This is a genomic window from Teichococcus globiformis (assembly GCF_042646265.1).
Lineage (GTDB): Bacteria > Pseudomonadota > Alphaproteobacteria > Acetobacterales > Acetobacteraceae > Pseudoroseomonas > Pseudoroseomonas globiformis.
The window spans coordinates 40413-56402 of the sequence record NZ_JBHRTN010000010.1; the positions used below are offsets into that span (position 1 = coordinate 40413).

Annotated in this window: 13 protein-coding genes; 9 read left to right on the forward strand and 4 right to left on the reverse strand. The window is 67.4% G+C overall.

What is annotated here, in order from left to right; genetic code table 11:
* Positions 1-16: 16 nt before the first annotated feature.
* Together ACFOD4_RS11035 and ACFOD4_RS11040 are read left to right on the forward strand one after the other, a co-directional pair.
* Positions 17-2212 carry an HWE histidine kinase domain-containing protein gene (locus ACFOD4_RS11035; protein WP_379596416.1) on the forward strand — a complete coding sequence of 732 codons (2196 nt, stop codon included), beginning with the start codon at positions 17-19 and terminating at the stop codon, positions 2210-2212.
* A 51-nt stretch (positions 2213-2263) separates the two neighbouring features.
* On the forward strand, positions 2264-3703 hold the full coding sequence (locus tag ACFOD4_RS11040) for an MFS transporter (protein ID WP_379596417.1): 1440 nt from the start codon (positions 2264-2266) through the stop codon (positions 3701-3703).
* Positions 3704-3715: 12 nt separating this feature from the next.
* On the opposite strand, the gene ACFOD4_RS11045 is transcribed toward ACFOD4_RS11040, so the two are convergent.
* Complete coding sequence (locus ACFOD4_RS11045) at positions 3716-5413, reverse strand: tetratricopeptide repeat protein (protein ID WP_379596418.1); 1698 nt, start codon at positions 5411-5413, stop codon at positions 3716-3718.
* 162 nt (positions 5414-5575) lie between these two features.
* Here ACFOD4_RS11045 and ACFOD4_RS11050 point away from each other — a divergent pair, with 162 nt between their 5' ends.
* Positions 5576-5803, forward strand: coding sequence for a DUF3072 domain-containing protein (locus ACFOD4_RS11050; protein ID WP_379596420.1), 228 nt, complete (start codon positions 5576-5578; stop codon positions 5801-5803).
* A 9-nt stretch (positions 5804-5812) separates the two neighbouring features.
* Here ACFOD4_RS11050 and ACFOD4_RS11055 read toward each other — a convergent pair whose 3' ends face one another.
* The 3 genes from ACFOD4_RS11055 to rpsU all read right to left on the reverse strand — a co-directional run bounded on the left by ACFOD4_RS11055 (position 5813) and on the right by rpsU (position 10434).
* A complete protein-coding gene (locus tag ACFOD4_RS11055; RefSeq protein ID WP_379596421.1) occupies positions 5813-8896 on the reverse strand; it encodes an efflux RND transporter permease subunit in 3084 nt (1027 codons plus the stop codon).
* Between the two features lie 10 nt (positions 8897-8906).
* Positions 8907-10025, reverse strand: a complete 1119-nt coding sequence (locus ACFOD4_RS11060) for an efflux RND transporter periplasmic adaptor subunit (protein ID WP_379596422.1) — start codon at positions 10023-10025, stop codon at positions 8907-8909.
* A gap of 205 nt (positions 10026-10230) precedes the next feature.
* Positions 10231-10434 carry a 30S ribosomal protein S21 gene (gene rpsU / locus ACFOD4_RS11065; RefSeq protein WP_007006360.1) on the reverse strand — a complete coding sequence of 68 codons (204 nt, stop codon included), beginning with the start codon at positions 10432-10434 and terminating at the stop codon, positions 10231-10233.
* Between the two features lie 227 nt (positions 10435-10661).
* Here rpsU and def point away from each other — a divergent pair, with 227 nt between their 5' ends.
* From def to ACFOD4_RS11095, 6 genes are all read left to right on the forward strand, one after another.
* On the forward strand, positions 10662-11192 hold the full coding sequence (gene def, locus ACFOD4_RS11070; protein ID WP_379596423.1) for a peptide deformylase: 531 nt from the start codon (positions 10662-10664) through the stop codon (positions 11190-11192).
* Positions 11189-11830 (forward strand): COQ9 family protein, encoded by a 642-nt coding sequence (locus ACFOD4_RS11075; RefSeq protein WP_379596425.1) that lies wholly within the window; start codon positions 11189-11191, stop codon positions 11828-11830. Before def ends, ACFOD4_RS11075 begins: the two co-directional genes overlap by 4 nt.
* A 124-nt stretch (positions 11831-11954) precedes the next feature.
* Entirely contained in the window at positions 11955-12410 is a 456-nt protein-coding gene (purE, locus tag ACFOD4_RS11080; protein ID WP_379596960.1) for a 5-(carboxyamino)imidazole ribonucleotide mutase, read from the forward strand.
* The gene (locus ACFOD4_RS11085) at positions 12407-13531 is read left to right on the forward strand and encodes a 5-(carboxyamino)imidazole ribonucleotide synthase (RefSeq protein WP_379596427.1); all 1125 of its coding nucleotides are present in this window, start codon (positions 12407-12409) and stop codon (positions 13529-13531) included. Before purE ends, ACFOD4_RS11085 begins: the two co-directional genes overlap by 4 nt.
* Before the next feature lie 187 nt (positions 13532-13718).
* On the forward strand, positions 13719-14807 hold the full coding sequence (locus tag ACFOD4_RS11090; RefSeq protein WP_379596429.1) for an OmpA family protein: 1089 nt from the start codon (positions 13719-13721) through the stop codon (positions 14805-14807).
* A gap of 203 nt (positions 14808-15010) precedes the next feature.
* Positions 15011-15990 (forward strand): OmpA family protein (locus tag ACFOD4_RS11095; RefSeq protein WP_379596431.1); only part of this gene is annotated, 980 nt, incomplete at its 3' end.

Consider the following 15990-nt stretch of genomic DNA (forward strand, 5'->3'; position numbering starts at 1 on the left):
CCCAGGGGCATTCGCCATGAAGTTGGGGCAGGGCGCCACGGAATCAGGCGTTGCGGACGCGCCAGGCCAGAGCTCATCCTCTCCGTCCCGTCACCCAGGGGCCGGGCTCGGCTTGCGGGGGATGCTGGCGACGGCGATTGGCGGGTTAGGACTGCTTGCCGCCGGGATCACCGCAGTGGCGCTGGGGGCGCAGGCTGACCGCCGCCTCAGGGCCGACATCGGAGCCGAGTTCGGCTCCGCGGCCGAGCGCCTCGCCGACCTTCTGGACCGCGGCTTGTTTGAGCGGCTGCGGGAGATCCGCATCGTCGCCTCCCTGCCGCTGATGCGCGATGCCGGTGCATCCCCCAACGAGCAGCGCCACCTGCTGCGTGAAGTGCAGCGTAGCTATCCCGACTACGCGATCCTGCTGCTGATCGATGATGCCGGAACCATTCGCGTCACCAGCAGCGGTGTGCTGGAGGGAGCCAAGGTCGGCCACCGCGACTACTTCGTCGCCGGGCAGAAGGCGCCCTTTCTGGGCGACGTCCATGAAGGCCGGCTAATGTCGCCGCTGCTGGGCCGCCCGGCGCACGACCCGGCGCGGTTTGTGGATCTGGCGGCACCAGTGACCGGCGAAGGGGGCGCCAGCGCGGGCGTGCTGGCCGCTCACCTCTACTGGGAATGGGCGATCGCCCTGGCGCGCGACGCATTGGTGCCGTTGCGCCAGCGCCACCCGGAAGCACAGGCGTTGATCCTGGACAAGGAAGGCCGCGTCATCCTGGGAGAGGCCGGCGAGGCGGCCGTCGATCTGGCGCGTCTGGCGCCGAAGCTTCGCAAGGGCCGCGGCGGCAGTGTTGTGATGCAGGACAATGGAAGCCGCAGCCTGGTCGGCTTTGCCCCCACGCGCGGCCACCGCGATGCTGCCTCTTTGGGCTGGACCGTGCTGGTGCGAGGCGATGCCAAGGTCGCTTTTGCGCCCGTGCAGCGACTGCGGCTGCAGATCCTGGGCTGGGGAACCCTGGGCGCGCTGGTGGCGGCCGGGCTGGGCTGGTGGCTGGCGGGGCTGGTGGCGCGACCGATGCAGCGCCTGTCGGATGCCGCCTTGCAGCTGCGCAACGATCCACAGCACCCCCTTCCCAGCGGCGGCAGGTTGCGCGAAGCCTCGCTGCTGGCAGAGTCGCTGGGCGCGCTGCACGCCTCGCTGCGCCGGCGAGAGCAGGACCTTGCGGACGGGGAGGGGCGGCTTCGCGCCGTGCTGGAACAGATGCCGGTGGGCGTGGTGCTGGCGGAAATGCCCAATGGCCGCCTGGTCTTCCGCAACGCCCGCGCGGCGGAGATCCTGGGACGCCCCCTGGAATTGGATGCGCCGCTGCCGATGCAGACGGCCTTCAGCGCCCTGCGCCGCGACGGCCTCCCCTACGAGGCGGAGGACATGCCCATCGCCAGGGCATTGCGCCTCGGCGAATCGGTGGTGGCAGAGCCGATGCTCTACCGGCGTGGCGACGGCGCCATGGTGGCACTGGAGATGAGTGCTGCCCCCGTGCGAAGCGGCAGCGGGCAGACGCTGATGGTGGTCTGCACCTTCCACGATGTGACGGGAGCGCGCTTGGCCGCCGAGCAGCACCGCGTCCTGGCGCGTGAGGTCGATCACCGTGCCAAGAACGCCCTGGCCGTGGTGCAGGCCGCCTTGCGGATGACGCGTGCCGACAGCACGGAGGCTTTCGTTCAGGCGGTGGAAGGGCGGGTTTCCGCGCTGGCGCGTGCCCAGATCCGCCTGGCCGAGGCGGAATGGCGCGGCGCAGATCTGCGCTTGGTGCTGGAGGGAGAACTCGGGGCGCTTCTGAACGAGGTGCAAGGCGGGTCGGTGCGCATGCATGGGCCGCCCCTGACCCTCACCGTCGAAGCGGTGCAGCCGCTCTCGCTGGTGGTGCACGAGCTGGCGACCAACGCGGCGCAGCACGGTGCGCTGTCCACTGCCGAAGGGCGTGTGCTGCTGCAATGGGAGGCGGTGGAAGGGGCGGAACAGGACATGTTGCATTTCCGCTGGATTGAACTGGACGGTCCGGTGCTGAACGGCCCGCCGGCACGGCGCGGCTTTGGCGCGCGGGTGATCGAAACCACCCTGCGCCAGCAGCTGGGCGGAATGGTGCGTTGGGAGTGGCGGGCGGCCGGGCTTTGCTGCGACCTGATGGTGCCTACGCGCCGCGCAGTGGCACGCATCCTCACCGATTGAGGCGCCGGCCAGGCATGGCGGGGACACGCGGGCAGGCGTAGCCTTGCCGGCGTGACTGCCGAATCGCCCTCCATCACCCCCGTCGAACCGAAGCTGCCCGATCCGCGTCTGATGGCCGCCATCGTCGCCTCGGCCCTGTTCATGCAGAACCTTGACGGCACCGTGGTGGCCACGGCGCTGCCCGCAATGTCGCGTTCGCTGGGCGAGGACCCGCTGGTGATGGGCGTTGCCATCACCTCCTACCTGGTGGCGCTTACCGTGTTCATCCCTCTCTCCGGCTGGGTGGCGGACCGGTTCGGCGCCAAGCAGGTCTTCCTGGTGGCCATTGGCACCTTCACCCTGGCGTCGGCGCTGTGCGGCATGGCGGGAGGGCTGGCGGAGATGGTGGCCGCGCGCGTGCTGCAGGGCCTGGGCGGCGCCATGATGGTGCCCGTGGGACGGCTTCTTCTGCTGCGCCGGGTCCGCCGCGAGGAGCTGTTGTCCGTCACCACTTGGCTCACCATGCCGGCACTGATCGGACCGCTCCTGGGTCCGCCGCTCGGCGGGCTGCTGACCGACCTGATTTCCTGGCGCGCCGTGTTCTGGATCAACGTGCCGGTGGGCATGATCGGCATGGTGCTGGTGTGGCGCATCATTCCGCCTTTGCCAGCGAGCCTGCCTCCTCCGCCAGACATCCGCGGCCTGGCGCTGACCGGCGCGGCACTGGCCTGCACCATGTTCGCCTTTGAAACGCTCGGCCGTGGGCTGGTACCGGCCCACCTTGCCGAGGGAGGGGTACTGGCCGCGATCGTGCTCACGGTCTGGGCGATCCGGCACTGCCTGAAGACGCCGCATCCGGCGCTCGATTTCCGCCTCCTTGCCATTCCAAGCTTCCGGGTGCCCAACATTGCCGGCACGGTGTTCCGCGTCGGTGCTGGCGCCACGCCCTTCCTGATCCCCCTGACCTTGCAGCTCGGCTTCGGTGCCTCGGCGGCCGAGAGCGGCCTGATCAGCTTTGCCAGCGCACTCGGAGCCTTTGCCATGAAGCCCATGGCGAAGTTCGCGCTGCGCCGCTTCGGCTTCCGGAACGTTCTCATCTGGAACGCGGTGCTTGCCGCGCTTTGCATTGCCCTTTGCGGAGCCTTCCGCCCGGGCTGGCCCATGGCCGCCATCTTCACCGTGCTGTTGATCAGCGGCCTTTGCCGGTCGCTGCAGTTCACCGCGATGAACACGCTGGCCTATGCCGACGTGCCGCAGGAAAAGCTGTCGGCGGCCACCAGCCTCTACAGCACCGCGCAGCAATTGCCGCAGGCGCTGGGCGTGGCGGTGGCTTCCGCCGTTCTGCAGATCAGCGTTGCCCTCGCCGGCCGCGAAGGGGTGGCCTTGCCGGATTTCACCGCCGGCTTCCTGGTGGCAGCCGCGCTTGCCATGGTGGCCGGGCCGCTGGCCGCCGGGCTGCCACGCGATGCCGGAGAGGGGATCGTTTCCGGTGGCGGCGCCCGCAAGCGGTAAGCGGGCGAGGCCTCAACTGAAGGCGGCGGCCTCTTCGCGCAACTCGTGATGCAGGCGTCGCAGCGACACGTGATCCGGCCGCAGCGCCAGGGCCTGTTCGACCAGCTTCAACGCCGCGGCTGTTTGGCCGAGGCCACGCTGGGTGACGGCCAGCAACAGCCGCACCTCCATGTCCTCGGGCGCCAGCCGCAGCGCCTGTTGCAGGGTTTCCAGCGCGGTTCTGTCTTCTGCGAGCTTCAGATGCACCCGTGCCACGCCCAGCAACAGGGCCGCGCTCGGGGGGGCATCGTGGACGATGTTTTGCAGGATCTGCCGCGCCTGCTGCGCTTCGTAGTTCATCGCGTGCAACTCCGCCATCTGCAGGTGCAGTGTCCAGTCTCCCGAATCCAGCGTGGCCGCGCGGCGCAGCGCTGCCTGCGCGTCTCCGGTGCGGCTCAATTCCACCAGCGCCTTGGCCCGCAGGCGGTGGGTCAGCGCCGCGTCGGCGCGCAGGCCCGCCGCCTCGTCCAGCACCCCCAGGGCTTCCTCCCAGTACCCTAGCTTGAGCTGAAGCTGCGCGGCCTGCTGCAGCAGATGGTTCGGGCGTCCGCCGAGCGTGACGGCGCGAAGGGCGAAGGCTAGGGCCTCCTCCGTTCTGCCGGCGGTATCCAACATTTGCGCGGCCCGCCCGGCCAGGGCACAGCGCGCGGTCGAGACCAGTGCCGCCTCCGGCAACTCGAGCGCGTCGGAGATCAGCCCGGTCATGCCGTCAAGATCGCCCGCCGCCTCGAACGCATTCAAAAGCCGCAGCCGCTCGTGGTGCCGATGCGGCTCGATGTTCAGGGCCAGCCTTGCTGCCTGTCGTGCCTCATCGAATTCGCCAAACGCCAGATGGGTATGGCTGCGTTGGAAGTGCACGTTTGCCAGCTGCGGGGCGAGGTCCACCGCCCGCTGCGCCAAGGAAGCAGCCCAGCGCGCCTTTCCGCGCTCCAAGAGCCAGGCCGAGAAATTCATCATGTAGGTGGGCGAACTGGCCCGCAGCGCCTGATACGGCGCGAAATCCATGCGACCTTGCTCCAGGAACTGAGAAAGCAAAGGCCGCAACTGGTGCGTTTCAGCCAGGGAACTGGCGCTGGGGTGGCCGGTGTGGCGCAGGGCGTGGATGGTGATTCCCGGGAAGCCCGGCAAAATCTCCTGCTCCATGAACAAGATATCGGCCTTCGCCGCAGGCTGATTGACCAGGACCGGATCGTAGATCAACGCAACCTGGCGGGCACGGGAAGGCCGATCGGCCATCGACCCATGCTTGTGCAGTTCGGCCCATCGGGCGCTGAGCCTCAGTTCCCGCACATAGATCGGGTGGGTCGAGACGCGCGGTGAGATGGACAGGATGTCGGCCTCGAAGTCGGTGCCGAAGTACAGCACGGCGTAGGCACCGACGCTGCAGCCATAGAACACCAGACGGCGGTAGCGATGCTGATACGGCTTCAGCACCGCCGCAACATCCTCGCGGGTCAGCTCCTGGTAGAAGTTCTCCTGGCGTTTCTGAAAGGCCAGAACGTCGTAGCCGCTCGCCACCAGCACGGCTTCGCCGAAGCCTGGCCCGTCGGGATTAAGGTAGGTGAAGGGATCAAAGGTGACGACCAGCGTGCCGTGGAGGGCGGCGGCGTCGATGAAGGTTGCGGTTGTGACGCCGTTATCGAACACCCGCACTCGTGGCGTATCACTCACAAGCCGCATCCTGTATTAAGCTATCTTAGCATTGCCCTATAAATTCTACCGGGAGGAATGTCATCCTTTCCCTCCTATCCGGATCATGGTGCTGCAAGCCAGTGGAGCAACCCGAGGGCATCGTGGCCGTTCTAGGAACGAAAGAAGAACCGGAGAAGCAGGATGGCAAAGAACACCAGCGACCAGGACCGGCAGCCTGTGGGCAGTGCCGAGAAAGACCCAGCCGAATGGAGCACCGGGGACGAGAGCATGACCGGTGCCCAGGCCAGCTATCTTCAGACCCTCTGCCAGGAGGCTGGGGAAGAGTTCGATCCCTCCCTCACCAAGGCGGAGGCCAGCCAGCGCATCGACGCCTTGCAGGCGCGCACCGGACGAGGCCGCGACCACTGATCGGTCTTTCTATTCGGCCGGTTGATGCACGGTGCTTCCGGCGCGGCTGAACCGTCGCGCCAGCCCCTCGAAAGCCAGGAACAGCACCGGGGTGACGAACAGGGTCAGGGCCTGCGACACAGCGAGCCCGCCCACCACCGCCAGACCCAGAGGCTGCCGCAACTCGGCCGCTGCACCCCAGCCCGCCGCGATCGGGACCGCGCCCGCAGCCGCGGCTAGGGTTGTCATCATGATCGGGCGGAACCGAATCAGGCTGGCCTCACGCACGGCCGACCGAGGATCTTCCCCCGTCTTCATGCGGGCGATGGCCACATCCACCACCATGATGGCGTTCTTTTTGACCAGTCCGATCAGCAACAGCACGCCGATCACGGCGATCACGGAAAGATCGAGGCCGAACAGCCACAGCGTCGCCAGTGCGCCAAGCGCCGCCGGCGGCAGGCCTGACAGAATGGTCAGTGGGTGCACCAGCGATTCGTAGAGCACCCCCAGAACCACGTACATGATCAGCACCGCGGCCAGCAGCAGCATGCCCTGGCCGGCCAAAGCCTCCTGGAAGATCTGCGCCGTGCCGGCATAGCCGGTGACAATGGTGGGCGGCAGGCCGAAATCCCGTTCCAGAGCGGCGATGGCTTCCGTGGCCTGCCCGAGAGCCACGCCCGGAGCCGTGTTAAAGCCGATGGTCACGGCAGGTAACTGGCCCTGATGCGCCACGGTCAGCGGACCGACGCGACGCTCCAGCGTGGCGATGCCGGCCAGCGGCACCAGCCGCCCGCCGCTTCCGCGCAGGTAGATCTTGGCGAGCCCCGCCTCGTCCTGCTGGTCGCGCGGCAGCGCCTCCAGGATCACCGAGTAGCTGTCGGACGCGCCATAGATGGTGCTGATTTGCCGGGCACCGAAGGCTGAGTAGAGGGCCTGCCGGACCTGCTCGACATTGACGCCGAGCGCCGCTGCGCGATCGCGATCCACATTCACCGATAGAATGGGGGCGGCCATCTGCAAATCGGAATTCACATCCTGCAGTTCGGGCAGCCGACGCAGGGCGTCGGTCATTCGCTCGGACCAGACATAAAGCTCGTCGGCCCTGAGGCCTTGCAGCGTGTACTGGTAGAGCGTGCGCGATTGCCGGGCGCCGAAATTCAGGTTCTGGATGGGATTGAAGTAGACGCGCATGCCCGGAATGCCGGCGGTTTGCCGCCGCAGTTCCTGGATGATGTCGCCGATCGGCGCCCGTTCGCGGCGCGGCTTGAGCTGGACGAACATGCGTCCTTGGTTCAGTGCCTGGCTGTTGCCGCCGATCCCGGCCGAGGAGTTCACCTGAACCACCGAAGGGTGACGTGCGACGATTTCAGCCACATGCGCCTGACGCACCACCATGTCGTCGAAGGAGGTGTCCTGAGGCCCTTCGGTCGACACGCTAAGCAGGCCCGTATCCTCCACCGGGAAAAAGCCCTTGGGGATGGAGATGGCGAGCCAGCCGGACAGACCGATCGAAGCCAGGAACACCAGCCAAACGGCCGGGCGGAAGCGCAGCGCGCGGTCCAGCATCCAGCCATAGCCGCGCTCCACCGCCTGGAAGCCGCGTTCCAGCAGCGCGTCAAAGCGGGAAGGGCGAGGGTGCGCCGGCAAGCGGCTGGCCATCAGCGGCGTCAGCGTCAGCGACACCACGCAGGAGGTGATGACGGCCAGCGATACCGTGGCGGCGAAGGCGTTGAACACCCGGCCCACCACGCCGCCCATCAGCAGGATCGGCAGGAACACCGCGATCAGCGAGAGGGTGATGGAGATGATGGTGAAGCCGATTTCCCTCGATCCGCGAATGGCGGCGGCCAGGGGATGCATGCCTTCCTCGATATGCCGGACAATGGCTTCCAGCATCACGATGGCGTCGTCCACCACAAGGCCGACAGCCAGCGTCAGGCCAAGGAGGGTGATGTTGTCGATGCCGTAGCCCAGCGCGTGCATCAGCCCGAAGGTGCCGGCGAGGGAGATCGGCACCGCAATGCCGGGGATCAGCGTGGCGCTGACACGGCGCAGGAACAGGAAGATCACCAGCACCACCAGCCCGACCGCGATCATCAGGTGGTGCTGCACGTCGTGCACCGCCTCCCGGATGGAGGCCGAACGGTCCAGCATCACGGAGATGCCGGCGCCCGGCGGCAATGCTGCCTGCAGCCCCGGCAGGGCGGCCTTAACCGCATCGACCACGTCCACCGTGTTGGCGTCCGGCTGGCGCTGCACAGCGAGGGTCAGGCCGCGCTCGCCATTCACCCAGGCGGCAATACGGTTGTTCTCCACTCCGTCGAGCACCGTCGCGATGTCCTGCACCCGGATCGGTGCATTGGGCCGCCCGCCGACGATCAGGCGGCCGAATTCCTGCGCGTCCTGCAACTGGTCGTTGGCCCGCAGGGTAAGTTGCTGGCGTGGGCCGTTCAGCGTGCCGACCGGCGTGTTGCTGTTGGCGGCAGCGATGGCACGCTGGGCCTCGTCGAAGGAGAAGCCGAGCGCCGCCACCCGGTCGGGATCGAGCTGCACCCGCACGGCGTATTTCTGCTCGCCATAGGTCACCACCTGGGCGACGCCCGGGATGCGGGACAGGGCGGGCGCGATCAGCACGGCCGCCACCTCGTTCAGCCGGTACAGCGGAACATCGCCGCCCTTCAGATTGAGCAGCACCACCGGCGCGTCGGCGGGGTTGGATTTGCGGAAGGACGGCGGGTTGGTCATTTCCTGCGGCAGTCGCCGCTGGGCACGCGACAGCGCGGCCTGTACGTCCAGCGCCGCCGCGTCGATGTTGCGGCCCAGCACAAATTGCAGCGTGATGGAGGTGCGCCCGGAGCCGCTGGTGGACGACATCTGATCGATGCCGGCGATGGTGGAGAATTCCCGCTCCAGAGGAAGCGCCACTGAGTTGGCCATGGTCTCGGGGCTGGCGCCTGGCAGGTCGGCGCTGACCGAAATCACCGGAAAGTCGACGCGCGGCACTGCTGCCACCGGCAATTGCAGGTAGGCAATCGCGCCGGCGACCACCGCGGCGACTGCCAGCAGGAAGGTCATCACAGGCCGGCGGATGCAAAGCTCGGAGAGGTGCATGGCCGGTTCCTCAGCTTTGACGCGCGGCGCGTTCGGCAACTCGTGCCCCGTCGGAGAGCAGCTGCGCGCCCTCCACAACCACTTTGTCACCGGCGGCGATCTCGGCAGCCAGCACGGCGCGGCCAGCCACCACTCGCTCCAGCTTCACGGCCCGGCGACGGGCGCGGGACTCGGCATCGACCACATAAACGAAGCGTTCGCCCCCCGCCCCGGTCTGCACTGCCTGCACCGGCACTGACAGCGCATCGGCCTCGGTCCGCGGAACGAGCACCACGTTGACGTACTGGCCTGGCCAGAGGCTGTCATCGGGGTTGGAAAAGCGTGCCTTCAGCTGAATGGTGCCGGAAGTCGTGTCCACCTGGCTGTCGACAAAAAACAGGCGGCCTCGGACCGGTGGCTTGGAATCGGCCGGAGGGTGGGCGGTGACCAGCGGCTCGCCCAGCTGCATCGCGGCCTGTATCTCGGGCAGCCAGCGCTCTGGCACAGCGAACTGCACCTGGATGGGATCGGTCTGGGTGATGGTTGCCAGCGGCGCGCTGTCCCCCGCGCGAACCAGATTGCCCTGGGTCGCCGGAATGGCCCCCAGACGGCCGGAAATCTCGGCACGGATGGTGGCGTAGTCGAGGGTGATGCGGGTCTGGCTGATCCCCGCTTCCGTTGCGCGCATGGTGGCCTCGGCGGCGGCGGCATCGGCCTGCGCCTGCTCCAGCCTCTGCGCGGCCGCGAATCCGCCACCTTGGAGGGAGGTGTATCGGACCGCATCCTGCCGGGCGCGCACGGCCTGGGCACGATCGCGGGCCAGCTGCGCTTCCTGCTGTGCAAGCAGGGCCTCGGTCATCCGGGCATCCAGGGTGAACAGCACGTCGCCGCGCTTCACACGTTGCCCCTCGGCCACATGCACCTGGCGCATCTGACCTTCAACACGACTCCGCACGGCGACACTGGCCTCGGCCACCACATTGCCGTTTGCCGAGATCTCCAGTGCGACCGGGCCACGCTGCGCAGCGGCCGTCACCACCGGCAGCGCCGGGCGGACGTCCTGGGCGAAAACGGAGGGAGAAGGGGCAAATGCCGCGAGGGCGCCAAACGCGCCCGCCAGCAGCCAGAGATGCGAACGCGATTTGAGCATGGGAACGCAATAAAACGCCGCCGCGCAGCCGCACAGCAGGCGTTACATTGCGTTACAATTTAGTAGAGAATTAGGTTGTCACAAATTCGTGATGCGCAACCTGCAGCTGCGCTGATGGGCAAGCAGCTGCGACCTGGATCGATATCGTCCAGGTTCGCGGCTCGGCTCACCTCCGACCGCCCCGCAGCAAGCGAGGCGTGGCGAATCAGAAGCCCTCGCGCTCCAGGCGCTTGCGCTCAACCTTGCGGGCGCGCCGAACGGCTTCGGCCGCTTCGCGAGCACGGCGCTCAGACGGCTTCTCGTAGTGGCGGCGCAGCTTCATCTCGCGAAACACGCCTTCACGCTGCAGCTTCTTCTTCAGAGCCTTGAGGGCCTGATCGATATTGTTGTCCCGAACGACGACCTGCACGCTGTGCGGTATCCTTTTTCCAGTCAGCCCGTGCACCGGAACATCCGGCCGGGTCGTATAAGGCGAAATGCATGAGGCTTCGGCCAACGCCGATGCCGCCCTGCGAGGTGGCGCTGCCCATAGCATGCCCGCAGCCCCGATTGAAAGCCCTTCCCGGAGTGGCGTTGGAAGCCGGGGCGACGCGCACCATCTCCCCCTCGCAAGGATCGCTTGGGAGGGGAGTGCGCATGGCCATCTTGAAGATCGCCCGGATGGGACATCCGGTGCTGCTGCAGGTGGCAGTCGCCGTGCCTGACCCCGCCGCGCCGGAGATCCGCCAACTGGTGCAGGACATGGCGGAAACCATGCTGGACGCTCAGGGGCTGGGGCTTGCCGCGCCACAGATCCACGTATCCAAACGCATCTTTGTTTGGCGCAACGGCGACAGCGTCGCTGCCCTGATCAATCCGGAGATCGAGCTTCTGGGACCACCGGACCAGCGCGGCTGGGAAGGCTGCCTTTCCATTCCCGGCCTCCGTGGCAATGTTGAGCGTGCCCACCGTGTTGCCTTCCGCGGCACGGACATCGAGGGAAATCTGGTTGAAGGCGAGGCGGAGGGGCTGACGGCCCGCGTGATGCAGCATGAGTTCGACCATCTGAACGGCGTCCTCTATCCGAGTCGGATGAGCGACATGGGATTGTTTGGCTTCACGGACGAACTTGCCCGCGCCGCTGCCGCACAGCACCACGTGTCCAGCTCCAGGGAGCCTGCGCCATGAGCCGCATGCCACCCGCCCTGGAACGCAGCGCCGAGCGCGATGCCGCCTTGCGCGCCGCCGTTCCGTTTGTTCCCCGATTCGGCTGGGGGGAGGCGGCGTTGCGCGCCGGCCTCCGGGCCGACGGAACCGATCCCGATGCGGCTGTTGGCTTGTTCCCGCAGGGTCCCGCGGCCATGGTCGAGGCCTGGACAGATCTGGCCGACCGGGACATGGCCGGGGAGGCGGCTGGCGCCGGGCTGGATGCCATGCGGGTTCCGCTGCGCATCCGGACCCTGATGGAGATCCGGCTCCGGCAGCGGGCGCCACATCGCGAGGCCGTGCGGCGCGCCGTGGCGGTGCTGGCCCTGCCCTGGAATTATGGTGCCGCAGCCCGCGCCACCGCCCGAACCGTCGATGCGATGTGGCTGGCGGCTGGCGACCATTCGGCTGATGCGTCGTATTACACCCGCCGGGCGACCTTGGCCGGAATCTACGCCGCGACGCTGAGCTTCTGGCTGCAGGACCCTGATCCCGAGGGCACAGCCACCCTGGCCTTTCTTGACCGCCGCCTGGAGGAGCTGGGCCGGTTCCAGAAGCTCAAGGCCCGGAGCCGCTCCTTCACGGCTCGTCGCGGCGGCGGGACGGACCGGGCCGCCTGAAGAAGGGGTGGACAAGCGCGGCCCGGCGGGGCACAGCCGCCCGCTTGTTTCCCCGTTGCAGGAATGTCGCCCCGTGACCGACACCTCCGCCTCTCCGTCATCCACGCCGCTGGTCGGCATCATCATGGGCAGTCGCTCGGACTGGGAGACCATGCGCAACGCGGCGGAGACGCTGGAGAAGCTGGACATCCCCCATGAGGTTCGGGTGGTGTCGGCCCATCGAACGCCGCAGCGCCTCTACGACTATGCCGCCGCCGCAGCGGGGCGGGGCCTGCGTGTCGTCATTGCCGGCGCGGGAGGCGCCGCCCACTTGCCCGGCATGGCAGCGGCGATGACGCGGCTCCCGGTGCTGGGCGTGCCAGTCGAAAGCCACGCGCTCAAGGGCATGGATAGCTTGCTGTCCATCGTTCAGATGCCGGCCGGCATCCCCGTGGGCACGCTGGCCATTGGGCGGGCAGGAGCGGTGAACGCCGCGTTGCTGGCCGCCGCCATGCTCGCCACCACCGATCCGTCGCTGGCCGAGCGGCTGGAAGCCTGGCGTGAGGCGCAAACCCAGGCTGTGGCAGAGCTTCCGGAATGAGCGCGTTTCCGCTGAAACCCAACAGCACCATCGGGATCCTGGGGGGCGGCCAGCTGGGCCGCATGTCCGCGCTGGCCGCTGCCGAGCTGGGATACCGGTGCCACATCTTCGCGCCGGATGCCGATTCGCCCGGGATGCAGGTTGCGGCCGCCTCCACTGTTGCCGGCTACGAGGACGAGGTGGCCCTGGGCGCCTTTGCGGCCGCTGTCGACGTGGTGACCTTTGAATTCGAGAACGTGCCGGCCCGCACGCTCGAGATCCTGGCCCCGCTGGTGCCGGTGCGTCCAGGGATGAGGGCGCTTTCGGTCTGTCAGGATCGCTTGCAGGAGAAAGCCTTTCTGGAGGCCGCCGGAGTTCCGGTCGCACCCTGGGCCCCCGTGACCAGCGAGAAGGAGCTGCAGGCCGCGATCGGGCGCATCGGCCTTCCGGCAGTGCTGAAGACGACGCGTCTGGGCTATGACGGGCGTGGCCAGGCCCTTCTGCGCACGCCCGAAGAGGCTGCTGCCGCATTCGCCCGGTTGGAACCCAGGCCGTTGATCCTGGAAGCCTTCGTGGCCTTCTCGCACGAGATCTCGGCCATTGCCGCCCGCGGTGCGGATGGCGCCGTTGCCGTCTATGATGCGGTGGAGAATCGGCACCGACACCATATTCTGGACGTTTCCATCGCCCCGGCGCGTGTGCCGGAGGACGTCGCGCGCCGGGCCCGGGGCCATGCCGCTCAAGTGGCCGCCGAACTGGACTTGGTGGGCGTGCTGGCGGTGGAGTTCTTTCTGCTGCCCGACGGCACCCTGCTCGGGAACGAGATTGCGCCACGTCCGCACAATTCCGGCCACTGGACCATGGATGCCTGCCAGTCGAGCCAGTTCCACCAGCACATCCGGGCGGTCGCGGGCCTTCCGCTGGGCGGAGTCGAGCGGCATTCGGATGCGGTGATGCACAACCTCGTCGGGCCCGACGACATGGCCAAGTTGCCGGAACTTTATGGCGCCGAAATGGTTTCAATTCATCTTTACGGAAAGGCATCGGCGCGACCGGGGCGGAAGATGGGCCATTACAATCGCTTATTCGCCCTCCGCCAGATCTCTTCCGTGGAAGGAGATTCGCTGCTCTCTGCGCTGTGACCAGAAAGCCAGGGTATCCTGTGGCGGGAATGTCACAGACGATGCAGCAGTGATCATCAATGAAGCGGGGATACTGCACAGTTGTCGGCGGAGTGCTACGTCATCGTCACGACGCGCCAAGAACCAAGCAATCCAACTCGGGGATGAGCGCGGCGAGCATGCCTCTGGTGCATCGAGGAGAATTCTAATGAGCCTCAAGAAGGCGCTTCTGGCCGCGACGATGCTGTCGCTGCCGCTCGCGGCCAACGCGCAGCAGCCGATCTCCGGCGTCTACCTGGGCGCTGGTGCTGGCTACAACTACCTGCAGTCCACCAGCGTCGACCTGCCGGAGAACGGTCCCAACATCCTGGGCGCCGCCGACATCGATTTCGACCATGGCTGGGGCGGCGTGGTCAGCGTCGGTTACGGCTTCGGCAACGGCCTGCGCGCCGAGCTCGAGGGTAACTACCGCGAGAATGAAGTCGACAAGATCGGCAGCTTCCCAGGTATTGGCGGCAAGGCCCGCACCTACGGTGCGATGGTCAACGCCCTGTACGACTTCAACCTCGGCCTGCCCGTGGTTCCGTATGTCGGTGCTGGCGTGGGCTGGGTGTGGCACGACTACGACACCGTTCGTAGCCGCTTCACGCCCAACAATGCCGGTGTGAACAGCCTGACGATCAACGACACCGACAACAGCTTCGCCTTCCAGGGCATTGTCGGCGCCGCCTTCCCGATCGCCGCTGTTCCGGGCCTGGCGATCACCGCCGAGTACCGCTTCCTCGGCTCGCTGCAGCCGGAGATGACTGCGGTCAACCGTAGCCCGACCGGCGTCGCGGTCAGCCGCAAGGTGGATGTGGACAACTACAACCACTCTGCCTTCCTCGGTATCCGCTACGCCTTCAACCAGGCCCCGCCGCCGGCCCCGGTTCCGGTTGCCCCGGCTCCGGCCGCTGCCCCGGCACCGGCCCGCACCTACCTGGTGTTCTTTGACTTCGACCGCGCCGACCTGACGGACCGTGCCCGCCAGATCATCGCCGAAGCCGCGCAGAACTCCGGCCGCGTGCAGGCGACCCGCATCGAAGTGGCCGGCCACGCCGACCGCTCCGGTACGCCGCAGTACAACCAGCGCCTCTCGCAGCGCCGCGCCGACGCTGTCGCTGCCGAGCTGACCCGCCTGGGTGTTGCCCGTTCCGCCATCACGGTCCAGGCCTTCGGCGAGAGCCGTCCGCTGGTGCCGACCGCCGATGGCGTGCGCGAGCCGCAGAACCGCCGCGTCGAGATCGTGCTGCGCTGAGCAGCCGCTTCGGATCGGAAATGGAAAGGGCGCCGAAAGGCGCCCTTTCTCGTTGCGGCACTAAGGCCGCAGTGCGCGTGCAAATCACACCTTCAAGACAATCTTGGGTTGCATACCGCCGCTGAAAAGGAATCTTAACCTTCCGGTAAGCTGATCCCGCATCGGTGGAGATCGGATGCCGCCAGAAAGCGGAGAACCCAAGGATGACCCTTCCACTACGCACGGCGACATTGCTGGTCGTCATGGTTTGCGGACTGTCCCCATTACAGGCGGAACCGATCAGCGGATTCTACCTGGGTGCCGGAGCGGGGCTGGATTTTCGCCTGGATTCGGATACCCGGACAATCGGCGTGCTGGGCCAGCAATTCGAGAGCGAAGGCGCCGGCAGGGATGGCACCGCCAAGTACAACATGGGTGGCGTCGGCGTGCTGAGCCTGGGCTACGGCTTCGGCAATGGTCTGCGGGCGGAGGCAGAGGCCAATCTGCGCGGAGCCACCATCGACAGCTATCGCGGACATGCAGGCCTCAGCCCATGGGGTGCCTTCCGGGGCGAGGCCTACACCTATGGCGTCATGGCTAACCTGCTTTATGACTTCCAGATCGAAGGTCTGCCTGTCACGCCCTATCTGGGCGGCGGCGTCGGCTATGCGTGGACCGAGTTGAGCAATGTTCGCGCCACCAGCCGCGTGACGGGTGACCGGCTGGCCGCAGATGGAACCTGGGGCAACTTTGCCTACCAAGGCATGGCCGGCGCCGCCTTCCCGATCGTCGCCGTGCCCGGTCTCGCGGTGACCGCCGAATACCGCTTCTTCGGTCAGCTGGACAACGACTACAAGGCGACCTTGTGGCGTCAGGCGGGTCCGCCGCAGCGAGGCAAGCTGGAGTTTGCCGAGAACCTGCACCATTCCGCGATGGTCGGCATCCGCTACGCCTTCAACCAGGCTCCGCCGCCGGTGCCGGTTCCGGTTGCCCCGGCTCCGGCCGCGGCTCCCGCTCCCGCCCGCACCTACCTGGTGTTCTTTGACTTCGACCGTGCCGACCTGACGGACCGTGCCCGCCAGATCATCTCCGAAGCTGCACAGAACTCCGGCCGCGTGCAGGCGACCCGCATCGAAGTGGCCGGCCACGCCGATCGCGCCGGCTCGCCGCAGTACAACCAGCGCCTGTCGCAGCGCCGCGCCGA

Excerpts from the sequence above, each read along its gene's own strand:
- ACFOD4_RS11035 (WP_379596416.1), top strand. The coding sequence starts at position 17 with ATGAAGTTGGGGCAGGGCGCCACGGAATCAGGCGTTGCGGACGCGCCA.
- ACFOD4_RS11050 (WP_379596420.1), top strand. The coding sequence starts at position 5,576 with ATGGCAAAGAACACCAGCGACCAGGACCGGCAGCCTGTGGGCAGTGCC.
- ACFOD4_RS11055 (WP_379596421.1), bottom strand. The coding sequence starts at position 8,896 with ATGCACCTCTCCGAGCTTTGCATCCGCCGGCCTGTGATGACCTTCCTG.
- ACFOD4_RS11060 (WP_379596422.1), bottom strand. The coding sequence starts at position 10,025 with ATGCTCAAATCGCGTTCGCATCTCTGGCTGCTGGCGGGCGCGTTTGGC.
- def (WP_379596423.1), top strand. The coding sequence starts at position 10,662 with ATGGCCATCTTGAAGATCGCCCGGATGGGACATCCGGTGCTGCTGCAG.
- ACFOD4_RS11075 (WP_379596425.1), top strand. The coding sequence starts at position 11,189 with ATGAGCCGCATGCCACCCGCCCTGGAACGCAGCGCCGAGCGCGATGCC.
- purE (WP_379596960.1), top strand. The coding sequence starts at position 11,955 with ATGGGCAGTCGCTCGGACTGGGAGACCATGCGCAACGCGGCGGAGACG.
- ACFOD4_RS11085 (WP_379596427.1), top strand. The coding sequence starts at position 12,407 with ATGAGCGCGTTTCCGCTGAAACCCAACAGCACCATCGGGATCCTGGGG.
- ACFOD4_RS11090 (WP_379596429.1), top strand. The coding sequence starts at position 13,719 with ATGAGCCTCAAGAAGGCGCTTCTGGCCGCGACGATGCTGTCGCTGCCG.